General features: G+C 61.8%; 22 protein-coding genes. 17 read left to right on the top strand and 5 right to left on the bottom strand.

The features are described 5' to 3' along the window. Positions 1–7: 7 nt before the first annotated feature. The 8 genes from BFQ03_RS23880 to BFQ03_RS23845 all read left to right on the top strand — a co-directional run bounded on the left by BFQ03_RS23880 (position 8) and on the right by BFQ03_RS23845 (position 8,981). Positions 8–886: a polysaccharide deacetylase family protein gene (locus BFQ03_RS23880; RefSeq protein WP_032859955.1), complete on the top strand. Its 879-nt coding sequence runs from the start codon at positions 8–10 to the stop codon at positions 884–886. 159 nt (positions 887–1,045) lie between these two features. Beyond that, positions 1,046–2,386, top strand: coding sequence for an MFS transporter (locus BFQ03_RS23875; protein WP_032859954.1), 1,341 nt, complete (start codon positions 1,046–1,048; stop codon positions 2,384–2,386). Between the two features lie 11 nt (positions 2,387–2,397). Next, on the top strand, positions 2,398–3,159 hold the full coding sequence (locus BFQ03_RS23870; RefSeq protein ID WP_065944167.1) for an SDR family NAD(P)-dependent oxidoreductase: 762 nt from the start codon (positions 2,398–2,400) through the stop codon (positions 3,157–3,159). Positions 3,160–3,201: 42 nt separating this feature from the next. Next, positions 3,202–3,951, top strand: coding sequence for an SDR family NAD(P)-dependent oxidoreductase (locus BFQ03_RS23865; RefSeq protein ID WP_032859952.1), 750 nt, complete (start codon positions 3,202–3,204; stop codon positions 3,949–3,951). Positions 3,952–3,964: 13 nt separating this feature from the next. Then, positions 3,965–4,273, top strand: coding sequence for a hypothetical protein (locus BFQ03_RS23860; RefSeq protein WP_032859951.1), 309 nt, complete (start codon positions 3,965–3,967; stop codon positions 4,271–4,273). Between the two features lie 15 nt (positions 4,274–4,288). Next, entirely contained in the window at positions 4,289–5,269 is a 981-nt protein-coding gene (locus BFQ03_RS23855) for a CobW family GTP-binding protein (protein WP_065944253.1), read from the top strand. Then, complete coding sequence (locus tag BFQ03_RS23850) at positions 5,266–6,465, top strand: ABC transporter substrate-binding protein (protein WP_032859950.1); 1,200 nt, start codon at positions 5,266–5,268, stop codon at positions 6,463–6,465. The genes BFQ03_RS23855 and BFQ03_RS23850 overlap by 4 nt, the downstream gene beginning before the upstream one ends. A gap of 179 nt (positions 6,466–6,644) precedes the next feature. Continuing rightward, positions 6,645–8,981, top strand: a complete 2,337-nt coding sequence (locus BFQ03_RS23845; protein ID WP_065944252.1) for a putative bifunctional diguanylate cyclase/phosphodiesterase — start codon at positions 6,645–6,647, stop codon at positions 8,979–8,981. Between the two features lie 199 nt (positions 8,982–9,180). Here BFQ03_RS23845 and BFQ03_RS23840 read toward each other — a convergent pair whose 3' ends face one another. The 3 genes from BFQ03_RS23840 to BFQ03_RS23830 form a co-directional block, all read right to left on the bottom strand. After that, complete coding sequence (locus BFQ03_RS23840; protein ID WP_032859949.1) at positions 9,181–11,592, bottom strand: glucose/quinate/shikimate family membrane-bound PQQ-dependent dehydrogenase; 2,412 nt, start codon at positions 11,590–11,592, stop codon at positions 9,181–9,183. 100 nt (positions 11,593–11,692) lie between these two features. Next, a complete protein-coding gene (locus tag BFQ03_RS23835; protein WP_065944166.1) occupies positions 11,693–13,030 on the bottom strand; it encodes a carbohydrate porin in 1,338 nt (445 codons plus the stop codon). 223 nt (positions 13,031–13,253) lie between these two features. Continuing rightward, a complete protein-coding gene (locus BFQ03_RS23830; protein WP_032859947.1) occupies positions 13,254–15,272 on the bottom strand; it encodes a TonB-dependent receptor in 2,019 nt (672 codons plus the stop codon). Between the two features lie 295 nt (positions 15,273–15,567). On the opposite strand from BFQ03_RS23830, the gene BFQ03_RS23825 reads away from it, so the two are divergent. Both BFQ03_RS23825 and BFQ03_RS23820 read left to right on the top strand, forming a co-directional pair. Further along, entirely contained in the window at positions 15,568–15,801 is a 234-nt protein-coding gene (locus tag BFQ03_RS23825) for a VF530 family protein (protein ID WP_032859946.1), read from the top strand. Then, the gene (locus BFQ03_RS23820) at positions 15,798–16,421 is read left to right on the top strand and encodes a Pr6Pr family membrane protein (RefSeq protein WP_065944165.1); all 624 of its coding nucleotides are present in this window, start codon (positions 15,798–15,800) and stop codon (positions 16,419–16,421) included. Before BFQ03_RS23825 ends, BFQ03_RS23820 begins: the two co-directional genes overlap by 4 nt. Before the next feature lie 36 nt (positions 16,422–16,457). Here BFQ03_RS23820 and BFQ03_RS23815 read toward each other — a convergent pair whose 3' ends face one another. Together BFQ03_RS23815 and BFQ03_RS23810 are read right to left on the bottom strand one after the other, a co-directional pair. Further along, complete coding sequence (locus BFQ03_RS23815) at positions 16,458–17,225, bottom strand: siderophore-interacting protein (protein WP_065944164.1); 768 nt, start codon at positions 17,223–17,225, stop codon at positions 16,458–16,460. Further along, a complete protein-coding gene (locus tag BFQ03_RS23810) occupies positions 17,222–17,794 on the bottom strand; it encodes a PadR family transcriptional regulator (protein ID WP_065944163.1) in 573 nt (190 codons plus the stop codon). The genes BFQ03_RS23815 and BFQ03_RS23810 overlap by 4 nt, the downstream gene beginning before the upstream one ends. A gap of 500 nt (positions 17,795–18,294) precedes the next feature. Here BFQ03_RS23810 and BFQ03_RS23805 point away from each other — a divergent pair, with 500 nt between their 5' ends. From BFQ03_RS23805 to BFQ03_RS23780, 7 genes are all read left to right on the top strand, one after another. Beyond that, on the top strand, positions 18,295–18,795 hold the full coding sequence (locus BFQ03_RS23805; RefSeq protein WP_065944162.1) for a CS1 type fimbrial major subunit: 501 nt from the start codon (positions 18,295–18,297) through the stop codon (positions 18,793–18,795). Between the two features lie 118 nt (positions 18,796–18,913). Beyond that, on the top strand, positions 18,914–21,433 hold the full coding sequence (locus BFQ03_RS23800; protein WP_065944161.1) for a CS1-pili formation C-terminal domain-containing protein: 2,520 nt from the start codon (positions 18,914–18,916) through the stop codon (positions 21,431–21,433). Positions 21,434–21,927: 494 nt separating this feature from the next. Next, entirely contained in the window at positions 21,928–22,680 is a 753-nt protein-coding gene (locus tag BFQ03_RS31115; RefSeq protein ID WP_345788467.1) for a hypothetical protein, read from the top strand. A 74-nt stretch (positions 22,681–22,754) separates the two neighbouring features. Then, positions 22,755–23,516, top strand: a complete 762-nt coding sequence (locus BFQ03_RS23790) for a pilus assembly protein (RefSeq protein ID WP_032859939.1) — start codon at positions 22,755–22,757, stop codon at positions 23,514–23,516. A 5-nt stretch (positions 23,517–23,521) separates the two neighbouring features. Continuing rightward, the gene (locus BFQ03_RS23785; RefSeq protein WP_032860151.1) at positions 23,522–24,007 is read left to right on the top strand and encodes a CS1 type fimbrial major subunit; all 486 of its coding nucleotides are present in this window, start codon (positions 23,522–23,524) and stop codon (positions 24,005–24,007) included. Between the two features lie 31 nt (positions 24,008–24,038). Continuing rightward, the gene (locus BFQ03_RS31040) at positions 24,039–24,167 is read left to right on the top strand and encodes a hypothetical protein (RefSeq protein ID WP_262975312.1); all 129 of its coding nucleotides are present in this window, start codon (positions 24,039–24,041) and stop codon (positions 24,165–24,167) included. Between the two features lie 23 nt (positions 24,168–24,190). After that, on the top strand, positions 24,191–25,077 hold an 887-nt coding region (locus BFQ03_RS23780; RefSeq protein ID WP_239695279.1), incomplete at its 3' end, for a hypothetical protein.

Genomic DNA, 25,077 nt, shown 5'->3' with positions numbered 1-25,077 from the left:
ATACCCCATGGCTAAAGACATCCTCTGTGCATTTGGCGTCGACGTCGACGCGGTCGCCGGCTGGCTCGGTTCCTATGGCGGCGAAGACTCCCCGGACGATATTTCCCGTGGCTTGTTCGCCGGTGAAGTCGGCGCGCCGCGCCTGCTCAAGTTGTTCGAGCGCTATGGCCTGCGCACCACCTGGTTTATCCCTGGTCACTCGATGGAAACCTTTCCTGAGCAGATGAAGGCCGTGGCCGATGCCGGCCACGAAATAGGTGTGCATGGCTACAGCCATGAAAACCCCATTGCCATGACGGCCGAGCAGGAAGAAATCGTCCTCGACAAGTCCATCGAACTGATCACCCAGGTCACTGGCAAGCGCCCCACCGGCTACGTCGCGCCCTGGTGGGAGTTCAGCAAGGTCACCAATGAGTTGCTGCTGAAAAAAGGCATCAAGTACGACCACAGCCTGATGCACAACGACTTCCATCCCTACTACGTGCGCAAGGGCGATACCTGGACCAAGATCGACTACAGCCAGCACCCCGATACCTGGATGAAACCCCTGGTGCGCGGCGAAGAAACCGACCTGGTGGAGATCCCGGCCAACTGGTACCTCGACGACCTGCCGCCAATGATGTTCATCAAGAAAGCGCCCAATAGCCATGGCTTCGTCAACCCGCGCCATCTGGAAGAAATGTGGCGCGACCAGTTCGACTGGGTCTACCGCGAGCACGAGCACGCGGTGTTCACCATGACCATCCACCCCGACGTGTCCGGTCGCCCGCAAGTGCTGTTGATGCTTGAACGCTTGATCGAACACATCCAGGGCCATGCCGGTGTGCGCTTCGTCACCTTCGACGAGATCGCCGACGACTTTATCCGCCGCCAACCCCGTACCTGACCTGGCCCCCCTGTAGGCGCGAGCTTGCTCGCGAAAATCGCTGACGATGACGCGGGCATCCTGGATGTACGCGGCGCACTTGGGTTTTTCGCGAGCAAGCTCGCTCCTACAGGGGGCCCCATGCGTACCTGACCCTTTGCCCCCATCGAGGCGCGATCCATGTCTATCTATAACAAGCTCGACCTGACTGGCTGGAAACCCCGGCAACTGACGTCCAAGGAGGTGCGTTTCGCCACCTGGATTGCGTTTTTTGCCTGGGTGTTTGCGGTGTATGACTTCATCCTGTTCGGCACGTTGCTGCCGGAAATCGGCCGGCATTTCGGCTGGGGTGAGGTGGAGCAAGCCGAGATTGCGACCTGGGTGGCGGTGGGGACTGCCGTGGTGGCGCTGGCCATCGGCCCGCTGGTGGACAAGCTGGGACGGCGCACCGGGATTATCTTCACCGTCGCCGGCTCCGCCGTGTGCTCGGCCCTGACGGCCATTGGCGGCGCGTGGGGCAAGTCACCGTTGATCTTTATCCGTTCCCTGGGTGGCCTGGGCTATGCCGAGGAAACGGTCAACGCTACCTATTTGAGCGAGCTGTACGCCGCTTCCGACGACCCGAAACTGGCCAAGCGCCGTGGCTTTATCTACAGCCTGGTACAAGGCGGCTGGCCGGTGGGCGCGCTGATCGCTGCGGGCCTGACTGCGCTGCTGTTGCCGATCATCGGCTGGCAGGGCTGCTTCATCTTCGCGGCCATCCCGGCCATCGTGATTGCGATCATGGCGCGCAAGCTCAAGGAGAGCCCGCAGTTCCAGATCCACCAGCGCATCACCCAACTGCGTAAAAGCGGCGCGGTGAGCGAGGCGCAGAACGTCGCCCTGACCTACGGCGTGGACTACGATGAACACAGCAAGGCCGGCCTCAAGGCGGCCTTCCGTGGTCCGGCACGCCGGGCGACCCTGGTGATCGGCGCGGCGATCCTGCTCAACTGGGCGGCGATCCAGGTGTTCAGCGTGCTTGGCACCTCGGTGATCATCAGCGTGCACCACATCTCGTTCGAGAACTCGCTGATCATCCTTGTGCTGTCCAACCTGGTGGGCTACTGCGGCTACCTGACCCACGGCTGGCTGGGCGACAAGATCGGTCGGCGCAACGTGATCGGCCTGGGCTGGATGCTTGGCGGCCTGGCATTCGCCGGCATGCTGTATGGGCCGAGCAATATGCCCATGGTGGTCGGGCTGTACAGCCTGGGCCTGTTCTTCCTGATCGGCCCGTACTCGGCGGCGCTGTTTTTCATCAGTGAAAGTTTCCCTACCAGCATCCGTGCCACCGGCGGCGCGATCATCCATGCCATGGGCCCGATTGGCGCCGTGGTCGCCGGCTTTGGCGCGACCCAGGTGTTGTCTGCCGGCAGTGATTGGCAGACCGCCGCCCTGTATTTCGGTGCGCTGCCGTGCTTCCTCTCCGGCGCGCTGATGTTTGCCGCACGCCACGTGCGTCCGGAAACTGTCCAGTAAGGAGTGTATTGATGAGCCGTAAAGTTGCCTTGATTACCGGTGCCGCCAGTGGCATCGGCCAAGCCCTCGCCGTGGCTTATGCGCGCAGCGGCGTGGCGGTGGTGGGCGGGTATTACCCGGCCGATCCCCATGACCCGCAAATCACCGCAGACCTGGTGCAAGCGGCCGGTGGTGAATGCGTGATGTTGCCGCTGGACGTGGGGGATACCACCTCTGTGGATAACCTGGCGGCGCAGGCGATCCAGTATTTTGGCCGCCTCGACTATGCGGTGGCCAACGCCGGCCTGTTGCGCCGAGCGCCATTGCTGGAGATGACCGACGCGCTGTGGAACGAGATGCTCAACGTCGACCTGACGGGGGTGATGCGCACCTTCCGCGCGGCGACCCGGCAGATGAAAGAGGGTGGGGCGCTGGTGGCGATCTCGTCGATTGCCGGTGGCGTGTACGGCTGGCAGGAGCACGCGCATTACGCGGCGGCCAAGGCGGGCGTACCGGGTTTGTGTCGCTCGCTGGCGGTGGAGTTGGCGCCGCTGGGGATCCGTTGCAACGCCGTGATCCCGGGGTTGATCGAGACGCCGCAGTCGCTGGATGCAAAGAACTCCCTCGGCCCCGAAGGCCTGGCGAAAGCCGCGCGGGCGATCCCGCTGGGCCGGGTTGGGCGGGCGGATGAGGTGGCATCGCTGGTGCAGTTCTTGACCAGCGATGCCTCCAGCTACCTGACCGGGCAGAGCATCGTCATCGATGGCGGCCTGACCGTGCGCTGGCCCGATTAACCCTATGGGACGCTCACCCGTCTCAGGAACAGGAGAATCTATATGCCTCAACTCAGCAACCGCCGCGCCGTGATCACCGGCGCCGGCAGCGGTATCGGCGCTGCCATCGCCCGCGCCTACGCCATCGAAGGCGCACGCCTGCTGCTGGCCGACCGCGACGCCGCGAGCCTGGCCGAAACCGCCATCACCTGTCGCAACCTTGGTGCCGAGGTGTTTGAGTGCATCGCCGATGTCGGCACCGTCGAAGGCGCCCAGGCCAGTGTGGACAGTTGCGTCGCCCGTTTCGGCGGCATCGACATCCTGGTCAACAACGCCGGCATGCTGACCCAGGCGCGCTGTGTCGACCTGTCCATCGAGATGTGGAACGACATGCTGCGCGTGGACCTGACCAGCGTGTTTATCGCCAGCCAGCGTGCCTTGCCCCATATGCTCGCCCAGCGTTGGGGGCGGATTATCAACGTCGCTTCGCAACTGGGGATCAAGGGCGGCGCTGAACTCACCCACTACGCGGCGGCCAAGGCCGGGGTGATCGGTTTTACCAAATCCCTGGCCCTGGAAGTGGCCAAGGACAACGTACTGGTCAACGCCATCGCCCCCGGCCCGATTGAAACGCCGCTGGTGGGCGGCATCAGTGACACCTGGAAGCGCGCCAAGGCCGCCGAGTTGCCCCTGGGGCGCTTCGGCCTGGCCGATGAAGTGGCGCCCACGGCGGTGCTGCTGGCCAGTGAGCCGGGTGGCAACCTGTTTGTTGGCCAGACACTGGGGCCGAACTCCGGCGATGTCATGCCATGAGCGGAGCTTAAGCATGTGCGGACTCTGTGGACTGCTGGGCGAAGACCTGCACTGGAGCGATCCTTTGGGCGACGAGCTGCCACGGCGCCGCGAACGCCTGCGCCGGATTGCCGCGATCAACCAGGTGCTGGCGGTGTTCCGGCTCAAGGTCGAAGACTTCCAGGGCGCCTCTTACCTGCTGCTCGGCGCCACCGGCAAGCAGGAACTGGCCAGCGGCCTGGATCAGCTATGGCGTGCCGCAGAAAGCATGCTGGGGCGCCCGCTGGATCCTCTGGACCCAACCTTGCTCAACCATCTGGAAGTTGCCCCGGACCGCCTTTGAATGTGGGGGATGAATATGAGTATTGCGCTGAATGTGATCACCGGCTTCCTCGGCAGCGGCAAGACCACCTTGCTCAAGCGCCTGTTGCAAGGCGAAAGCCTCGGTGACACGGCGCTGCTGATCAATGAATTTGGCGATGTCGGCATCGACCATCTCCTGGTCGAAGAAGTGGCGCCCGACACGGTATTGCTGCCCAGCGGTTGCATCTGCTGTTCCATCCGTGGCGAATTGAAAGACGCGCTACTGGGCCTGCTGCAACGCCGCGAACGTGGCGAAATCCCGGCCTTCAAGCGGGTGATCCTGGAAACCACCGGCCTGGCCGACCCGGCGCCGATCCTCGCCACCTTGAACAACGATGTGCAACTGCGCGGGCGTTTTCATATCGGCCTGGTGGTGACCCTGGTCGATGCCAGCCACGCCGCCCTGCAAGAGCGCCTGCACCCGGAGTGGCTGGCCCAGGTGGCGGCGGCCGATCGCTTGCTGTTGAGCAAGACCGACCTGGTGGATCACTGCGATGACTTGCGCCAACACCTGGCCGCGCTGAACGCCGGCACGCCGATCCTCAACACGGATGAGGTCCACAGTGGCGACCAATTGCTGCTGGGTGAAGGTCTGCGCAGCGCCACGCCAGCGCTGGAAGTGGGGCGCTGGAAATTGCATCAGGCAGCTTCCACACCCTCGACCCACGGCGCGGCGCAAGTGTGTTGCCTGACCTTCGACCAGCCCCTGGACTGGGTGGGCTTCGGGGTCTGGTTATCGATGCTGTTAAGATGCCACGGCGAACGCATTCTTCGCGTCAAAGGACTGCTCAACGTGAACGCCAGCTCAGCCCCCATCGTCATTCATGGCGTGCAGCATTGCCTGTATGCCCCGGTTCATTTGCCTGCATGGCCGGGCACGGAGCGTCAGTCGCGCCTGGTGTTTATCTTGCGCGGCCTTGACCCGGCGTTGCTGCGCCGCTCCTTTGATGTGTTCTGCCGCAGGTTCGCCCCATGATTACCCTAAGAGTGCTGGGCACCTCGGTGACCCTGTTGGAATGTTTGCGCGTGCGCGCCGAACAGGAGCTGGGCATTCGCCTGGTGTATCAGGTCCACGATGTCGAGCAGGCGCAGCGCATCGCGGTGATGCAGCCGGACAGCTATGACCTCTATGACCAGTGGTTTCACAACGTCGACTTTGTGTGGCCGGCACGGGCGATCCAGCCAATCGATACCCGGCGCATCGCCCTGTGGCACGAGATCAACGACCTGCCCAAGCGCGGGCGCCTGAGTGCTGATGATCGCCTGGGCGGCGGCAGCGTGCCCAGCGAACGCCTGTTCGTGCAGCACGATGGCAGCCTCGGCAGCACCGTCAGCGAGCGCATCAGCATGTTGCCCTTGACCCACAACGCCGACAGCTTTGCCTATCGTCCCGAGCGCTTGCCCGAGGGCTTTTGCCGCAGCAATGAAAGCTGGGGCTGGCTTTTGGACCCGGCCTGGAGCGCACGCACCGCGCTGCAAAGCGACGCGGCCATCGGCGCCCTGGATGCGGCGCTGGCGGTGCAGGGCGCGGGGCTGGCCGACTTCAATGACATCGGCAATATGAGCATCGAAGAGATCGATGTGCTGGCCGACATTCTTGTGCGCAAGCAGAAGGAAGGCCATTTCGCCGCGTTCTGGTCCGACGATGAGGAAGCGGCGCAATTGATGCTCAGCCCCAGCATCGATATCCAGAGCCTGTGGTCGCCGACCTTGATGCGCCTGCATCGGGCCGGGGTCAAATACCGTCTGGCTGTGCCCCGCGAAGGCTATCGCGCCTGGTTCGGCGGCCTGTCGCTGTCGCGCCATGCCAAAGGCCCGGTGCTGGACGCGGCCTATGCCTACCTCAACTGGTGGCTGTCGGGTTGGCCCGGTGCGGTGATGGCCCGCCAGGGTTACTACATCGGCAACCCGGCGCGCAGCCGCGACCACCTGAGCAGCGCCGAGTGGGACTACTGGTACGCAGGAAAACCCGCCCGCGAAGAGTTGCTGGGCAGCGATGGCCTGCCACTGATCGACGTCGGCGAAGTCCGCGATGGTGGCTCCTACGAGCAGCGCATGGGGCATATCGCGGTGTGGAATTCGGTGATGGACGAGCACAACTACCTGGTGCGCCGCTGGGGCGATTTCATGCGGGCCCGCTGCCGTTTAGGCGGTGATTTGTCGTCAAAATAATGTCATCGAACCGCCCGCATTTATTAGGTTTTACTTCTGCCCGGCGAAGACTAATCTGGATGTCCAAATGCCCTGAATGAAAGGGCATTTTTTTGACGTCAGGGTTGTAGTCGCGAGGGATGCGTATGACAAAAGGACGCTTGAGCTGGGGTGGGCGAACGCTGCCGGAGGGCAAGCGGATTGGCTGGCGCCACGCCTTCCAGACGCGCCTGGCTGGGGTGTTGGCGTTACTGCTGCTGGTTGTGGTGGGCGCGGTGTATTTCGCCGTCCAGGGCGCCACCACCCGGGCGGTGGAAAACCAGGCCCAGGTGCAGCTGGAAACCGGCAGCCGGGTATTCGAGCGTTTGCTGGACCTGCGCGGGCGGCGCTTGCAATACGGCCTGGACTGGCTGACGGTGGACGCGCAGTTCCGCCGGGCCGTTGCCGCCGGCCAGCCGTCACAGATTATTGCCGCCTTGCAGCGCCATGGCACAGGGGTCCGCAGCAGCGAGGTGTTTGTGCTGGGACTCGACGGGCAGGTCATCGTCAGTACCCTGGCTGGCGTTCCCCGCCAGCAAGTCTTCCCTTACGCCCATGCCCTGCGCCAGGCCCGGCGCAACTCCCTGCAGATTCTGATCGTCGCCCTGGCTGGCCAGCCGTTCCTGCTGGTCGAGGAAGAGGTCCTCGATCCGTTGCCCGTGGCCCGGGTGGTCATGGGGTTCTCCATGGATGAGACGTTTGCCAGCGAGTTGCGCTCCCTGAGCAACCTGGAAGTGTCATTCATGAGCCTGGACAACGGTGAGCCGGGTACCTTGTTCAGCACTCAGCCGATGGAGGATCGCCCGGCGATCATCCAGGCGCTGCAAGATTCAAGTACTACCGCGCGGGGGCAGATGATCGAGTTTCGCGGCCAGCGTTTTCTCAGCCAGGTGCTGCCCCTGGCCAACAGTGGGGAGGGCGGGCAAGTCATGGCCTTGTTGCAAAGCCCGCTGGACCACGCCCTGCAATCCTTTGCGCCGCTGGACCGGCAATTTCTCGGCATCGCTCTGGCCGCATTGCTGGTGTCGTTGGTGGGCGCGCTGTTGATGGCGCGCCGGGTGTCGCGCCCACTCAATGCCCTGGTGCAGGCGGCCGAACGGATTGGCGCCGGCGATTACCGCACACCGGTGGCGGTGCGTGGCAAGGATGAGTTCGGCCTGCTGGCCCGCGCCTTCAACGCAATGCAGAGCGGCATCGCCGTGCGCGAACGGCAACTGGCCCATAACGCCTTGCACGATGCCCTGACCGGGCTGCCCAACCGCGCCCTGGCCATGGAGCGCCTGGGCAGCGCGATCAGCGCGCGGCGCCCGGTGGTGTTGCTGTACCTGGGGATTGAAAACTACCGCGTGATCAACGAAGGCTTTGGCCCGCAAGGCGTTGAAGAAATGCTCCGCGAAGCCAGCCGCTGTCTGCTGTCGAGCCTGGCCGCTGGCGACACGGCGGCCCGTATCACGGGCAGCGAGTTCCTGGTGCTGCTGGAAAATACCCGGATCGACAGCGCGGTGGCCCGTGCCGACCGCTTGTACGCGCTGCTGACCGAACCGCAGCGGGTCGGCGGTGATGAGTTGCGGCACGAAGTGAGCATGGGTATTGCGACCTACCCTGAAGATGGCCGGCAGGTCGAAGAACTGATCAGCCGCGCGGCCATTGCACGCCACGATGCCGCCGCGCAGCCCGGCTATCTGCAGATCTATCAACAGGACCGAGACCTCGCCCATCAACGCCAGATCAGCCTGATCCGCGACCTGCGCCGCGCCGCCATCGAGGGTGAGTTATACCTGTGTTATCAACCCAAGCTCGACCTGCGCCATGGCTACGTGCGCCAGGCCGAAGCGCTATTGCGCTGGCAACACCCGACCCTGGGGCTGGTATCGCCCGCCGAATTCATTCCCCTGGCCGAACGCTCCGGCAGCATGTCCAGCCTGACCCACTGGGTGATAGAAGAGGCCATCCGCCAATTGGCAGAGTGGAGCGTGCGTGGGCTGGAGGTGCAGCTGTCGGTGAATATTTCGGTGGATGACCTGGGCGACGAAGGGCTGGCGCCACGGGTGACCGAGTTGCTGGAGATACACGGGGTGCTGGCCGGGCAATTGATCTTTGAAATCACCGAAAGCGCAATCATGCACAACCCGGAACAGGCCTTGCGCATCCTTGAGCAACTGCGCGGGTGTGGCATCAGCCTGTCGGTGGACGACTTCGGCACCGGCTACTCATCCCTGGCCCAGTTGCAGCGCCTGCCGGTGCAGGAACTGAAGATCGACCAGTCGTTTGTGCGCAACCTCGACAGCACCAGCGGCGATGCGGTGATCGTGCGCTCGACCATCGAGATGAGCCACAACCTGGGGCTCAAGGTGGTGGCCGAAGGGGTGGAGTTCGAGCCGAGCCTGAGGCTGCTCAAACAGTGGAATTGCGACACGGCCCAGGGTTACCTGATCAGCCGGCCGTTGAATGCCATGGCGTTTGAAATGTGGATGCGTCGAGATCGCAGCACGGTCTGACTGATTCAACACAACCTCATGTGGGGACTGGCTTGTGTGGGAGCTGGCTTGCCTGCGATGGTCGTTAACGATGACGTTGGGTAACTGACACCCTGCGGCGCTCTTACAGACGCCATCGCGGGCAAGCCCGCTCCTACATTTGGACTGTATTTCAAATAAAAAACCCCGGAATTCCGGGGTTTTTTATTGCAGCTGCCGCTTAATCCGCCAGCTTGAACGCCATCACATAGTCACCCTGCTTGGTCCCCAGGGAACCATGACCGCCCGCCACGACCAGCACGTATTGCTTGCCGTCCTTGCCGGTGTAGGTCATCGGGGTGGTCTGTGCGCCTGCAGGCAGGCGACCTTCCCACAGTTGCTTGCCGTTTTTCACGTCATAGGCACGCAGGTACTGGTCGAGGGTACCGCTGAGGAAGGACACGCCACCGGCGGTGGTGAAGGTCCCGCCCAGGCTTGGCACGCCCATGCTCAGGGGGATGGGAACCGGCGAGCTGTCACGCACGGTGCCGTTCTTGTGCATCCAGATGGTCTGGTTATTGGTCAAGTCCACGGCAGCCACATAACCCCAGGCCGGAGCCTGGCACGGCAGGCCCATGGGCGACAGCATCGCTTCGAGGACCACGCCGTACGGCGTGCCTTTGTTCGGCTGCACGCCTTCGGTTTCGCTGACGCGTGGGCCCATGGCGGCGATTTTTTCCGCCGGGATCATGGTCGATTTGAACGCCATGTAGCTCGGGTTGACGAACGCGATCTGGCGCACCGGGTCAACCGAGATGCCGCCCCAGTCGAACACGCCGAAGTTGCCTGGGTAGACGATCGAGCCTTGCAGCGATGGCGGGGTGAACGGGCCGTCGTAGCGCAGGGACTTGAAGTCGATCCGGCACAGCAGTTGGTCGAACGGGGTCACACCCCACATGTCACGTTCCTTGAGGGGCGGTGGCATGAAGTTGAGGTCGGACTTGGGCTGGGTTGGCGAGGTGTGATCACCGGCCACCGCGCCTTGCGGCACAGGGATTTCGTTGATCGGCACGACAGGCTCGCCGGTCGCACGGTCCAGCACGTAGATGCTGCCTTGCTTGGTCGAAGTCATCACCGCTTGCTTCACGCCGGCTGCGGTCTTGATGTCGATCAGGCTTGGCTGGCCGCCCACGTCCATGTCCCACAGGTCATGGTGGGTGAACTGGTAGTGCCAGCGCACTTTACCGGTGTCGATATCCAGCGCTGTCAGGCCGGCAGCGTGCAGCTCCGACGCAGGCGTGCGGTAGCCACCGAACTGGTCCGGGGTCTGGTTGCCCATCGGCAGGTAGAGCATGCCGAGTTTTTCATCGACGGCGAACATGGACCACATGTTCGGCGAGTTGCGGGTGTAGGTCTTGCCCTCGGCAATCGGCGTGGTGTCGTCCGGGTTGCCGCTGTCCCAGTTCCACACCAGTTTGCCGGTGTGTACGTCGAACGCGCGGATCACGCCGCTTGGTTCGTCGGTGGAGACGTTATCGGTGACGTGACCACCAATCACCACCAGGTTCTGGGTGACGGCGGGCGGCGAGGTGGAGTAGTAGCCACCTGGGGCGAAGGCGCCGATATTGGCACCCAAGTCGATCTGGCCTTTGTCGCCGAAGTCTTCGCACATCTTGCCGGTGTCGGCGTTCAGGGCGATCAGGCGGGTGTCGGCGGTCGGCAGGAAGATCCGGCGCGGACAGGCGTTGGCAGCCGGCGCAGCGGCGTCAGTGGCCGGGCTTTGCGCGGTGGCGGCGTAGGCGGCGTCATCGTGATAGGTCACGCCACGGCAGGTCATGTGCGCCCAACCCTTGAAGTTCGCGGCTTTTTGCGTCGAGAGCTTAGGGTCGAAGCGCCAGATTTCCTTGCCGGTGTCCGGATCAAGGGCAATCACCTGGCTGTGCGGCGTACACACGTAGAGCATGCCGTTGACTTTCAGCGGGGTGTTTTCCGCGGTGGTTTCACCGGGGTCGCCCGGGCCAGGCAGGTCGCCGGTGCGATAGGTCCAGGCCGGCACCAGTTTGTGCGCATTCTCAGGGGTGATCTGCGCCAGGGGCGAGTAACGATCACCGAAGGCCGAGCGGCCATAGGAGTTCCAGTCGCCATCGGCCTGGGCCGGGGCGGCATTGGTCATGCCCGGTACCGCATCACGGTCCAGTTGGCCCTTGATTTCACCGGGGTTGGTGAACTGGCTGGCCACGGCGGTGGCGCCGGCCAAGACCACGGCCACGCTCAGTGCGCCAGTGCCCAGTGGGGCAGGTTGGCCACGCAGCAAGGGGCGACGGAACCACGGCAGCAGCATGACGATGCCCAGGCCGAACAACAGGGCCAGGCGCGGCACCAACTGCCACCAGTCCAGGCCGACTTCCCACAGGGCCCACACGGTACTGGCGAACAGCACCACCGCGTACAAACCCAGCGCCGCGCGGCGCGTGGCCAGCAGCAGGAGGCCGGTCAGGGTGATGCCGATACCGGCCAGCAGGTAGTACAGCGACCCGCCGAGCATGCTCAGCTTGATGCCCCCGGCCAACAAGGCCAGGCCCATGATCAGCAGCAAGATCCCCAGCAGCCTGGGCAGCAGGCGGCTTGGACTTGAAGCACCATCAGTGCTCATAGTGTGATTCTCCGTGACGTTTAAGGTAGTCCCGCGCATGTTCACTGTAGATGACGTTTGCGCGCAGGCTTGGTTCAGGGCTAATTGCGTTTATTCAGATTTAGAAGGACGCTTGCAGCTTGATCCCGCCGACCAGCGCGTCATCCACCTGGGCGACGGCCCCCGGATGACGGATGTACTGCAGGTTCGGGCGCACCGTCAGCCAGTGGCTGACGTGCACGCCGTAATAGAGTTCGGCGCTGTACTCGGTGTCTTGCACCGGCAGGTAGGCGGCGTCGTCAAAGTCGTAGACCGCGCGGGCCTGGTTGCTGGCCTGGGCGTTCTTGCGGTACGCCGGGTTGACGTGGACGCGGGCCACGGCAAAGCCGATATCGTCTTTGGCACGAGCATCGAACGGGCCTTTGTAGACCACGCCGGCCTGGACATAGTTATCCACAGCGTTGGTTTTCTTATCGTGCATCGTCGCGTTGGCGAACACGCTCAAGCCCCGGGTGTTGTCGCTGGCCAGGCTGCTGACTTGCTGCTGCACGCCCAGCCAGATGCCGTGCTTGCTGGAGGCGCTGCGATAGGCCTCGCCACTGAGGGCCGCGGGCTGGTCGTTGCGGTCCTTGTACACATCGCTGGCCTTGGCGCTGCTGTAGTAATACCCGGCGCGGTATTCACCCGGCAGGCCGTGGACCTTTGGCGTCCATACCAGCTCCACCGGCAACAGGGCGCCCTGGGTGCCGCTGCCGCTGAGCTTGAAGCCATTGCCGCGATCGAGGTTGGACGGGTTCTGCTCATAGGCGCCGATTTGCGCGTACAACTCGGGCGTCAGGTGGTATTTGACCCGCAGCGCCCATTGGCTTACCGGCCAGTTGTACCAGATGCCACCGACCCAGTTGCCCACCTGTGAGCCGCAGAACGCCAGGTTCTGGAAGTCGCAGGGGAAGCTGTTGAAGTCTTCGCCTTCGCCAAAACGCCCAGCCTTGATATCGAGCTTCTGGTCGAAGAACTTCTGCTGGTACCACATCTGCGTCAGGCGCCAGGTCTGGCCACGGCCCCAGACCTCCTGGGACGAAGTAAAGCCGCCAACCCGCGGATCGTTGATGCGATCGTTCGTGATGTTGTTGCCACTGCGTTCGGTGATCGTCAGTTGGAACTCGGCATCCTGCCAGCCGAAAATCTTCTGCAGGTCCAGGTGGCTGCCGAAGGCCCATTGATCGCTGTAGCGCGCAGTGCGGTCGTGGTTCGAGCCGCCGTGCAGGTTACTGCCCATCTCGCCGGTGTAGTCGATCTTGAAGTCGTAGCCCAGTTGAGACAGCGCTGTCCGGGAACCGCCGAAATCACCCAGCATCCACGGGGACTCACGGTCAAAGGCCGGCGCGGCCTGGGCGCAGGTGATCAGGCACAAAGGCAGCAGCGCAGCGCACAGGCGCAGTGTTGGGAAAGCAGGCATAGGCAAGGGCAGGTCTTAATAGTTTTTGGTTTTGGGTACGCAAACGGCAGCCGGGGGTGGGCGTTCGTCAGGTTTGGCTGAAAGGTGAAACGTTTCAGTTTGTTGCAGACAAGGATAAAGCGCTGGCTCGGGGAGAGAAAGCGCTAATCGCAAGATGGATTCTTTCGGATTTGGTAACAGTGCGACAGAACACCGCTCCCACAGGGTTGAACAGCAGTGTCTGTTAGAAGGTCGTGCGCAGGCCCACTTGCACACTACGCCCCGGAGCCGGCGCAATATCGCGCAGGATCGAGCTGGCATAACGCACGGTCTGGTTGGTCAGGTTCTCGCCATTGACGAACGCCAGCCATTGGCTGCCGCCCAGGTTGAAGCGATAACCGGCGCTGGCGCCCAAGGTGGTGTAGCCGTCGGTCCCGCTTTCGTTGCGCGGTACACGGCCCTGGCCGGTAGCGTGCTCGACATCAATGCGCGCCTGCCAGCGGTCCAGTTCCCACAACAAACCGCTGTTCAAGCGCAGTGGGGCGATGCGCGGCAAGGCTTCGCCGGTATCCAGGTTGGTGGCGCGGGTGTAGTCGCCCGACAGCTCCAGGGCGAATTTGCCGTAGGCGCCTTCGCCGAGTTTCCAGTGGTCCTGGGCTTCGAAGCCGACGAAACGTGCGCGCACGCCCGAGTAGGTGTACTCCGGGATACCATCGGCGTCTTCTTCGCCCTCGTCATTCAAGGTGCGGCCGCTGTTCAGCAGGCCGATGTAATTGGAGAAGTGGCTGTAGAACACGCCGAAGCTGCCCTTGTGGGTGCCATTGTCAAAGCGCAGGGCCAGGTCGCTGGCTACCGCTTTTTCCTTCGACAGCTTGGCATCGCCCACTTCATAGGTACCGGTGGCGACGTGGGCGCCGTTGGCATACAGCTCGTAGAAGGTCGGCGCGCGCTCGGTGTAGCCCAGGGTCGCGGCCAGCGACCAGATGGGCGTCAGCGTATACACCGCGCCCGACGACAGGCTGCCGGCGGTGAAGCTGCTGGAGCTGTTGGCCTTGGCGAAACGCTCGTTGCCCTTGCCGTCCGGGTCGACGGTGGTGTGTTCCAGGCGTGCGCCCAGGCTGAGTTTCAGGCGCTCGGTGGCCTGCATTTCTTCGAGGATAAACAGCGCGCCAGCATGGGTATCGGTCTGTGGGACGAAGGCCTCTTCGCCCAATGCCGAGAATTCACTGCGGCTGACCTGCGCGCCGACAATGCCGTCGAACGGCCCCAAAGGTTGGTGCCGTGCTTCGACACGGGCTTCATAGCCTTTGTTCTTGAAGGTGGTACCGGTTTCGCCGCCTTCGATTTCGCGGTGTTCGTAATCGGTGTAGCCGGCATCGAGTTTCACCGAGGTAAACGGGCCTTGCAGGTTACGAATCTCGGACGCGAAGGCGTAGTGCTCCTGCTGCATGCGGATGCGCACGTCCTGTTCGGCGGGCGAGCCGTAGTTGCTGTCGGAGTTGCTGTAGGACAGCCCGGCGTAACCATCGTCCCACGTGTAGGAGCTGCCCACCGCGCCGCTGTCCTGGCGCCCGTTGCTGTTGCCCAGGCGGCCATTTTTACCGGGGCCATTTTCGCTTTCCGGGGCATGGCGGCTGCGGGCAAAGCCTGGGATTTTCAGGTCATTGAACTCGCGGGCGCTGGCATCCAGGTGCAGGGCGAAGGTGCCGTTGCCGGCCTCCAGCTTGCCGGCGCTGCTGCGGGTGGTGTCGGCGCCGCCGTAGCGCAGTTCACCGGCACCGTGGATGCCTTCGATGGCTTCGGTGGGGATGCGGTTGTCGAAGGTGTTGACCACGCCACCGATGGCGCTGCCGCCATACAGCAAGGCGGCCGGGCCACGCACGATCTCGATGCGCTCGACGTTGACCGGGTCCAGCGGCACCGCATGGTCATAGGACAGCGACGAGGCGTCCAGCGCGCCCACGCCATTGCGCAGGATACGAATGCGGTCGCCGTCCTGGCCACGGATGATCGGGCGGCTGGCGCCTGGGCCGAAGTACGACGACGACACGCCAGGCTGTTTGTTCAGGGTCTCGCCGAGGCTGCCTTTTTGTTGCAGGGTCAGGTCGTCGCCTTCCAGCACCGTCGTGGGCGAGGCCAGTTGCTGGCTGCCCAATGGGTTGCCGGTGATGACTTGGGGTTGCAGTTCCAGGGCGTGGGCCTGGGAGCCGATCAACAGGGCAGCGGCCAGCGGGGTCAGGCGCCAGAGAGGGGAGAGGGACATCGGGAGGTTCCTTGGTAAAGCAAGAGAGTTGGATATTTATAGTTACAATATAACATCTCTTTTCTGGCCGGGAGGTGGAACTTTCCATAAATCCTGTAGGAGCGAGCTTGCTCGCGAAAAAACTGAGCGCGCCGCGTTAAACCAGGTTTGGCGCGTTATCGTTGACGATTTTCGCGAGCAAGCTCGTTCCTACAGGGGGGCGGAGGTGGGGCTACAATCACGGCAATGCTTCCACCGGCCAGGCACCTCGGCTAAGGTGCGCGGCTTCTTCTTCAACTCTTGGCAAAGGCTTGGCATGACCGCACCGAACAACAACCCACTGCACGGCGTTACCCTGGAGCAGGTGCTCACCGCGCTGGTGGCGCACTACGAATGGGAAGGCCTTGCCGAGCGCATCGACATCCGCTGCTTCAAGAACGACCCGAGCATCAAGTCGAGCCTGACGTTCTTGCGCAAGACGCCGTGGGCGCGGGAGAAGGTCGAAGGGTTGTACGTCAAGCTGATGCGCACCAAACGCCCACTGGAATGAGGGCCTATGTGGCAGGGGCAGCCCTGGCCGGTTGGGCAGGCCTGGCGATTCAGCAGTACCTGATTGTCTATTCGCGCTGGATGGCCGATGCCAGCCTGTTAGGCGGCCTGGTGAATTTCTTCAGCTTCTTCACGGTGCTGACCAACACCCTGGCGGCAGTGGTGTTGAGTTATGCACTGGTGAGTCGCCCTTCTGCCGGGCGCCGGTTTTTCCTGCGGCCAGCGGTCAGCAGTGGGATTGCGGTGAGCATTGTTGTGGTAGGCCTGGCGTACAGCTTGCTGCTGCGGCATTTGTGGAGCCCCGAGGGCTGGCAGTTTATCGCTGACGAATTGCTTCACGATGTGATGCCGCTGCTGTTCCTGGGCTACTGGTGGTTCTGGGTACCCAAGGGCACCTTGCGCCTCAAGCACATCGGCTACTGGGTGATTTACCCGCTGGTGTACTTCGTTTATGTGCTGCTGCGCGGGCATCTGCTGGGGCAGTACCCATATCCGTTTATTGATGTGGGGACGCTGGGTTATCCACAGGTGTTCATGAACGCCGGGGGGATATTGTTGGGGTTTGTGTGTGTGGCGTTGGCGCTAGTAGGGCTGGACAAGATCCTGAAGCGGGCAGCGTAAAACTGTGGGAGCAAGCAAGCCCGCTCCCACAGGGTCTTATTCTTCGCTGCTGCCTTCGGCACGCCAGTAACCCACGGCCTTGACGAACTCATCGTTGAGTGTGTGCTCATCGAGCAGCACCCGCCGGACCTGGCGTGACAACTTGGTTTCTGTCGCGACCCAGGCATACAACGAACCTTGTGGAACCTGCAGTTCACGCACGGCGCCAAGCAAATCATCCCGGCCCCGCACTACCCAGATCACCTCTACATCCGCCGCACTGTCGAGTGCCTGCTGTTCATGCTCATCGGCAATCTCGATCACCGCCAGCACCTTGCGCCCAGCCGGCAGTTCTTCCAGGCGCCGGGCAATGGCCGGGAGGGCGGTTTCGTCGCCGACCAGCAGGTAGCTGTCGAAGATATCCGGCACGATCATCGAACCGCGCGGGCCGGCAATGTGCAGGTGCTGGCCGGGCTTGGCCTGTTCGGCCCAGGTAGAGGCCGGGCCATCGCCGTGCAGGACGAAGTCGATATCCAACTCACCGCTGCCCAAGTCAATACGGCGCGGGGTGTAGTCACGCATCGCCGGTTGCGGTCCCTCGCCCTTGACGCTGAAGGTTGGGCTTTCCAGGGCCGCCTGCTCGGCAGCATTCTGCGCGAACAGCAGCTTGATATGGTCATCGCTGCCCAGGCTGGCAAACCCGGCCAACTGCTCGCCACCCAGGGTGATGCGGCGCATGCGCGGGGTGATGTCGACCACGCGCAGCACCTCCAGGCGCCGGCGTTTGATCTCGTGGGTCACACGGTGAATGACAGGCGTACTCATACGTTTTTCCCCTGTACAGGTTGGACGGCCGGGCCATCCACAATGGCTTGGGCGGTACTGTTGAGCAGCGCCGCGACACGGGTGATTTCTTCCGGGCTCCAGCGCCCGTGGTGCAATTGCAGGGCATGGCGCAGGTTATGCACCGCCTCGTGGATTTCGGGTGGCCGGTCATGGCCGCGTAGCGAGCGTTTGCTCACATCAATGCGCATGCGCACACCGTCCAGGGCAATGGCTTGCTCTCTTAAGAACAGACGTCCGGCGTCGGTGATTGTGTAGCGTTTTTTGCCACCTTCGGCATCGCCGGTGATCAATTCGCTCTCTTCAAGAAAGGTCAGGGTGGGGTAGATCACCCCGGGGCTGGGGCTGTAGGCACCGTCGAACAGGCCTTCGATCTGGCGGATCAGGTCGTAGCCGTGGCAAGGCTGTTCGGCAATCAGCGCGGGTAGCAGCAGCTTCAGGTCGCCAGGGGCGAAGACCCGTGGGCCTCGGCCGCCACGTTCGCGACCGGGGCGTTTTTCGAAGCCGTCGCGGCCATCACCGTGTTCTCGGTGGGAATGAGGGTCTCTCATCGTCATGCTCTCTTTGTGTGATTTAGACATAACGTAAGATATATCTTAATGCCTGGGTAGGCTTGCCCGACCAACGGTCATCAGCAGCAGAGCCATGGATGGATTCACAAATAACGTAATGCAAATTTACGTATTTCGGTTTATGGCCGTTAACTTGAGTAGGCGCTCTAATTTTGCTTCTGGTGCTCGATGGTTTAATTGAGGTTGTGGTATCGTTCTTACGGAATATTCAACTAATAAGTTGTATTGCTAATCGTGTAGTCCAGATCTTACAGCTAGTGTTGAAGTTTTGGCAAAGTGCCATGTTTTTCCTGCGGTATATTTATTTATCGGCTACGAAGTTGTGGGAAGTGGATTGCATACTTGCATTCTAAGTTGGTGGATTATTGCTCGGGTGTTGTGCTGCTCCTTCACGGGCGGTAACGGCTCTCATTGTCAGTTGAGGTTAAGTCAACTTTCAGTGGTTCAATCCAATGCCCAAAATGAAACAGGTATCGACCATGTTCAAGAAGTTTGCGATTGCTGCTCCCCTGGCTCTTATGGCACTGAGCTCCTCGGTAGTGTTTGCCGCCGGTGAGGCCAGCCATACCGTCAATCTCAAGGCAAATATCCCAACTACTGTGTTTCACGCCCAACCCCGTGACCCGAACTTCGGTCGGGACGAAACCATGAACTACAACTTGGTCAGCGGTGAGCTGACTCCTCTTACTGCTATCTACGACCTGAAAAACACCAACGGCTCGGTTCACGCCTACATCGAAGGTGGCCCGGCGGTGTTGTTCAACGGTACCCCAGCGCAGAACATCCCACTGACCACCACCCTGCATGGCGTCACCCTGACCGGTACGCCAACCGAAGTGGTGAACGACGCTGATTCCACCCCAGGTGTCGGGGCGGAATTGCGCATCACGGCTGCCAAGCCTTCGGCCACCCAGCGTGGGGCGTACACCTCTGCTGTGGCGCTGGTGTTCGACGCGGTGCTGCCAACACCAGCACCTTGATGGTGTGAGTGCCCGTAAGGCCTTTGTGCCTGCGGGCATTTGCGTTCAGGCCGGCTGATTTTCCCCAGTGGCTGGCCTGGTTTTCATCTTGTCTCTTGGCCCTCAGAGTATTTCTTTCATGTTCCCGATGATGCCCATCGCGATTGCGCTTGCGCTTTTGGTGTGTACGAGTGCCTTGGCCGCGCCGACGCTCGGCGCTGTGACGTCGACCAACCTGCTGACCCAGGCCCAGGGTTTGCCTGCCGGGTTCAGTGATCATTTTTTCGACGTGCCACTGGCGGTACGGGTTGAGCTGGATCAGCAACTGTTGGGGGAGGCGCTGATTGTCTTGTCGCAGGATGAGCGTGTGACCCTGCTGGAATTTACCGATCCAGGCGAGAGCAAGGTTCCTGCCGCGACGCGCGATACCTGGCAGTCGGCGCTGGAAAAGGGCATAGCCCTTGGTTCGTGTACCCAGTCCTGCCCGCAGCAACTGGTATCCATGCACTACAACCTTGAAAACTCCCAGCTGTCGATCATCACCCAAAACGTCGAACACGCCAGTGACGCCCCGCGCTACTACCCACAGCCCGATGGCGGCAGCCGTGGCTTGATCATCAACAACCAGCTCAACCTCAACGGCGGTCAGGACGAAGACCTGGGCGGACGTTACGGTTTGCAGGCCAGCGCCAGCCTGGGCAACTGGACCCAAGTGTTCAACCTGCAACTGGCTCGCCAGAGTGGCGACGAAGAACAACTGCGCCACGCGATCCACGAGCTGTATACCCAGCGTGAACTGGAAGGCCAGTTTCTGCGCCTGGGCCATTTCACCCCCAATTCCGATGGCCTGACGCGTCAGTTACGCAGCTTTGGTACCAGCCCCGATACGGCCCTGGGCGTCATGTATGGCAGCTCTGACAGCCTGGCCATCAACAATGCCAAGGCCAGTGTTTACCCGATCTACGTCACTGCCAATCGCCAGGCCGCCGTGGAGATTTACCGCAATGGCCTGTTGATCAATACCCAGGCCGTGTCGGCCGGTTTGCAGACGTTGGACACGCGCCCCTTGCCTGGCGGTATCTACGAAGTAGAAGTGCGCCTGGTGGAAGACGGCCTGACCGTCAGCACCACCCAGGAACTGGTCTACAAACCCAGTAACTGGCGCAACGTCGATGACCGCTGGCGCTATAACGTATTCGCCGGGCGTGAAACCAAGTTGTTCAGCAACTGGGACGAACAGTCCACAGGTGCAATGACCGCCGGCGCTTCCGTCAACTACCTGGTGCACCCACGGGTGATTCTCGGCCTGTCGGCGCGCGAAGTGCGCGAGCAACTGCAATATGGCGGCTCGGTCGACTGGACCGTTGCCAACAACACCAGCCTTTACACCAACCTCTATCAGACCAAGGAACACGGCACCGGCATGGACCTGCAGGGGCTCTATACCTTCGGCGCCACCAACCTGGTATTGAGCCATAACCGCAGCTGGCTCGACACCCGCGACACCTACGAAACCCTGCCCGACGGTACACGCCTGCGACGCAATACCTTCGTCGGCCAAACCAGCAACTCGGCGGTCTCCGTCAACCATCGGGTCGATGCGAAAAATTCGTGGAACCTGCGACTCTCCCACAGCGAAGGCAACGCCGAAGGTGCCGGGCTGGACCTGGGCTGGAGCCGCCGCGACACTGTGATGGGCAGCGATGCCAATTGGCGTTTCTCGGTGTTCGATCGTCCCGGTAACGCCGGTACCGATGATCAGCGCAACCGTGGCGTCGATATCAGCTTGAGCCTGGCCCTGGGGAGTGATGGCCGGCAGATTTCCGGCAGCATCGGCACCCGTACTGCCCGTGATGGCGGTCGCGACAACAACGCTTCGGTCACCTACCGCCAGGACCTCACCGACCACCTGTTGCAAAGCGTCTCGGTTACGGCGATCACCGACACCTATGGCGCCGGTTTGTCGAGCATGGCCAGTTTCGACACCGACGTTGTCAGCGGTGATGGTTTTGTCCAGCGCAGTTCGTTCAACGGCAACTTCACCGGTGGTTTGAACCTGCACAGCACCTTTGTTGCCGGCGCCGACAAGATGCTGCTGACCAGCCAGTACCAGAGCAATGGCGCGGGCATGATCATCGATGTCGAAACCGATCTGGACAGCCTTGCCCTGCGGGCCGATGACTTCAACGGCGGCGGTGCGCTGCTGCGACCGGGGCGCAACTTTGTGCCGGTGTCGGCCTACAAGAGCAGCACCGTCAACTTCGACTTTGAAGGCAACCACCCACCGGCCGCGAACATCCAGCCGGCGCGCACCACCTATCACCTGAACAAGGGCGGGGTGGACTACCGGAAAATCACCGTGATGAAAACCGTCAGCGTGCTCGGGCGCCTGCTCGATGCCCAAGGGCAGCCGCTCAAGGGGCACCACGTGATCAACCACGCCAGCCGTGGGGTGAGCGAAGTGGATGGGTTCTTCTCCATGGAAATGAGCGCCAGTTCACCGACCCTGGAAGTGCGATACCAGAACCAGTTGCTCTGCCAGTTCCGCCTGGATCCGGCCACGACCGCCAATGAAAACGACGTGCTGATGATCGGTGACCTGCGCTGCACACCGGACACCCTGGCTGAAAACACTTCCAGCACTCAGAGCGCCGGTTAAGTGCAATGACGAGACTCTTCACGATGAAACGCGTCAAGACATTGATCATACAGATGGGGGCGGCGCTGTTGTTCAGTTCGTCGGCGCAGGCTGCGGTTCAGGAGATCCGGGCGACGTTTGTCCCGGATCCGTCTAACCCGATGGTCAACCGCTTTGAGAATAAAACGCCCCAAGCGGGTGTCTGCGCCTCCTTCATGCCTGCACGTTGCAAGGCGTTGGGTATTTTCAGCCTGAGGCTTCCAGAGCTTTCGTTCGTTACCGAGCAGGCGATTGAAGCTAATCATGAAAACCCGCGGCAGGGTTTCATGCTCACCCTGCCTTCAGATTGGCGGGATGTGGAGGTGCGCAACAGCCTAGGTGAGACGGAAGTCGTCCAGATACGCATTGCCGGTATCGGTGGTAGTTGGAACCTTTCTCGTCCACCCGGGGTGAGTGCCTGGGCCCGGCCTGGGGCTACCTGGCAATCAATGTGGCAATCGGCTCCCGCCCCCTGCATGAGTACCAATTTCATGTTGGCGGGTGCCTCTTTTGCCCAGTTTTTCTGGCTGGTACCCGAGGGTGCCGGGGCTTGCGCAAGAACGCCGTCGGTGACGATTCCTTACTTCCGTTGGAGTGGCATTGACTATGTGTATGAACTGCGTACCCCCAACCCGCTGAATATGCGCGCCGGTGAGTACCGTGGCTCGCTGTCTTATTCCATTGGGCGGGGGATGGACTTTGATATGGGGGATGTGCTGATCCCCAGCATCAACACGGTAGCCCTCAACTTTGTCCTGAGCGTGGAACACGCGCTCAAGGTCGATATTCCGCCCGGCGGCAATCGTATCGAGTTACTCCCCGAAGGCGGCTGGCAAGCCTGGCTTGATCGGGGGCGTACGCCGACCCGGCTGTACCGCGACCAGACCTTTCGTATCGCCGCCAGTTCACGGTTCAAGATGCAGTTGGAGTGCTCGATTGTCATGGGCAACACCTGTGGCTTGCGCAACGGCACGGGCGATGAAGTGCCGGTGCAGGTGGCGGTGACCCTGCCCGGCGGCATCGACGGCCAGGACGACCAGGCGGTGCGCAAACGCCCCCTGCGGCTGGATGGCACGGGCACTGAGTTGTTCCAGCCGCTGTTTTACGTGAATGACCGCCCCGGCACCCTGCACTTTGAAGTGCTCAGTGATGACATGCGCGAGATGCTCAGCCGGCCAGGCAGTACCTATTCGGGCGTGGTGACCGTGGTCTGGGACTCCGAGGTCTAGGCCGGCCCTACAACACCGGCGGCCGGGTACTTTTGCCCAGGCGCGCCGCGTTCAATCAATGAGGTGAAGTAAACATGAAGCATGCAGTGTTATGGATCGGGTTGTGCCTGATGTCGCTGACGGCCCACGCCGGGCCGTTGATCAATGTCGGGGTGGTGTACGACTACCTGGAAGGTGATCGCAGTTCTTACCTCAAGCGCGTGTTCAATGGCGGCACCAGCACCGCGTTCATCAAGGTCAATGTGCTGGAGATCCTCTACAACGCAGACGGCACCACCCGGGAAGTGCCTGTCGCCTCGATGACCGATGGCAAGGGCAACACCACCAGCCGCGACGGGCTGATGGCCAGTCCCGCACGGATGATCGTGCCGGCGAACGGACGTCAGGGCACCCGACTGTTGTACATGGGCGCGCGGGACACAGAGCGTTATTTCCGCCTGCGCTTCATCCCGGTGGTGCCGGAGAAAGACGACAACTTTGGTATCAGCGACGAAGAGCGGGCCGAATACAAAGACCATCTGGCTGCCGGGATCAACGTGATGGCCGGCTACGGCACGGTGTTTTTCGTGCGCCCCAAGCACACCCGTTTCGATACCCAAATCAATGAAACGAGCAGCGAGTACCAACTGCGTAACGCCGGCAACAGTGTGGTGGTGCTCGACGAGTTTTACGACTGTTCGGCGACCAGTGCGGCTGACTGCGTGCCCACCACCAAGCACCACATCCTTCCGGGGCGTCAGTTGACGTTCGAGAAGAAGCCGGACCGGCGTTACAGCTTCGTACTGGTCGAAGGGCAGGTCAAAAAGCCGATGAAGGTCGGGAACAATAACGGGTGATCATGATGTTCAAGCAACTGACAAGACTCGGTGTGCTGGCGGCCTTGATGCTGTCGGGCACCCAGGCTGGAGCGATCCAGGAGCGCCATTCCTTTGATGTGTCGGTGACCATTCCGGTCCATGAGGCCTATGTGCTGCCGTCCGAGCCAGACTGGATGGGCCAGGACCAGCTGTTGGCCTGGAACCTGGTGACGTCCCAGCTCAGCCATTTGCGCAAGAACTTCGATGTGAAGAACCTCCATGGCGGTGTCGCTGCCCGGTTGGGGGATACGCCGTACCTGTCCAACAACGGGCAGGGGCGCATCGATTTGCAGGTGCTGTTCAACCGTATCCCCTTGACCCTGGACGCGACGGAGGTGGTCAACGCCGAGGTGGCGCGCGTCGGCACCCGGGCCGAGCTGGACATCTCGGCGATCGAGCCCCCGGGTGGTTATAACGGCGGCGAGTATTACGGCACGGTGCACCTCGTGTTTGATTTTTTGGCACCGTGAGCAGGGCCCTCTTGCGTGTCAGGCCCAGGGATTGGGCAAAGGCCTGCTGTTCGCTCAAACCTCGGCGGCCAACGAAAACGACGTGCTGATGATCGGTGACCTGCGCTACACGCCGGACACCTTGGCTGAAAACACTTGCGGCACTCAGACCGCAGGTTAAGTGCAATGACGAGACCTTTCACAATGAAACGCATCAATACATTGATCATACAGATGGGGGCGATGGGCGCGGCGCTGTTGTTCAGTTCGTCGGCACAGGCCACTCAGGAGATCACGGCGCGGTTCCGGCCGGATGCCAGTAACCCGATGTTGAACAGATTCGAGAACACCACGCCGATCAGTACGATCTGTGCGGCGCACATCCCGGCCAGGTGCAAGGCATTGAATATTTTCAGCCTCCGGGACACTAACTTCAGATTGGCTGCCAATGCGCGGATCATGGCCAATCACGAGGATGAGCGACAGGGCTTCATGGTCAAGGTGCCGTCCGATTGGCGCGACCTGCAGGTGACCCATACCGTCACTGGCGAAACCGAGACGGTGCAACTGCGGATCGCCGGGATTGGCTCGTTATGGACTGTGCCCAGGCCACCGGGCGTGTCTGCCTGGGCGCAGCCCGGTTTTTCTTGGCAGGGACGATGGACGAATGCTCCAGCCCCATGCCAAAGCACCGGGCATCTGGCGGCAGGTGTCAACTTCGCTTCGTTTTTTTGGCTGACCCCTGAAAATGCTGGGCCTTGCAGTCGTCAACCATCGCAAGACCTGGCCTCCATGACCTTTAATACCATGGAGTACGCCTACGAACTCAGGACCCCCAATCCATTGGGAATGTCCAGCGGCCAGTACGTTGGCGGCATCACCTACAGCATAGGGCCAGGTGCTGATTATGATTTTGGCGACGTCATAGTCCCCTCGAAAAACGCCATTACCTTCAACTTTACCCTGAGCGTGGAGCACGCGCTCAAGGTCGATATTACGCCCGGCGGCAATCGTATCGAGTTACTCCCCGAAGGCGGCTGGCAAGCCTGGCTTGATCGGGGGCGTACGCCGACCCGGCTGTACCGCGACCA

Origin of the sequence: Pseudomonas sp. 25 R 14 (assembly GCF_900004755.1) — a bacterium.
Classification (GTDB): domain Bacteria; phylum Pseudomonadota; class Gammaproteobacteria; order Pseudomonadales; family Pseudomonadaceae; genus Aquipseudomonas; species Aquipseudomonas brenneri.
This window is presented reverse-complemented; position numbering and strand designations above follow the sequence as displayed.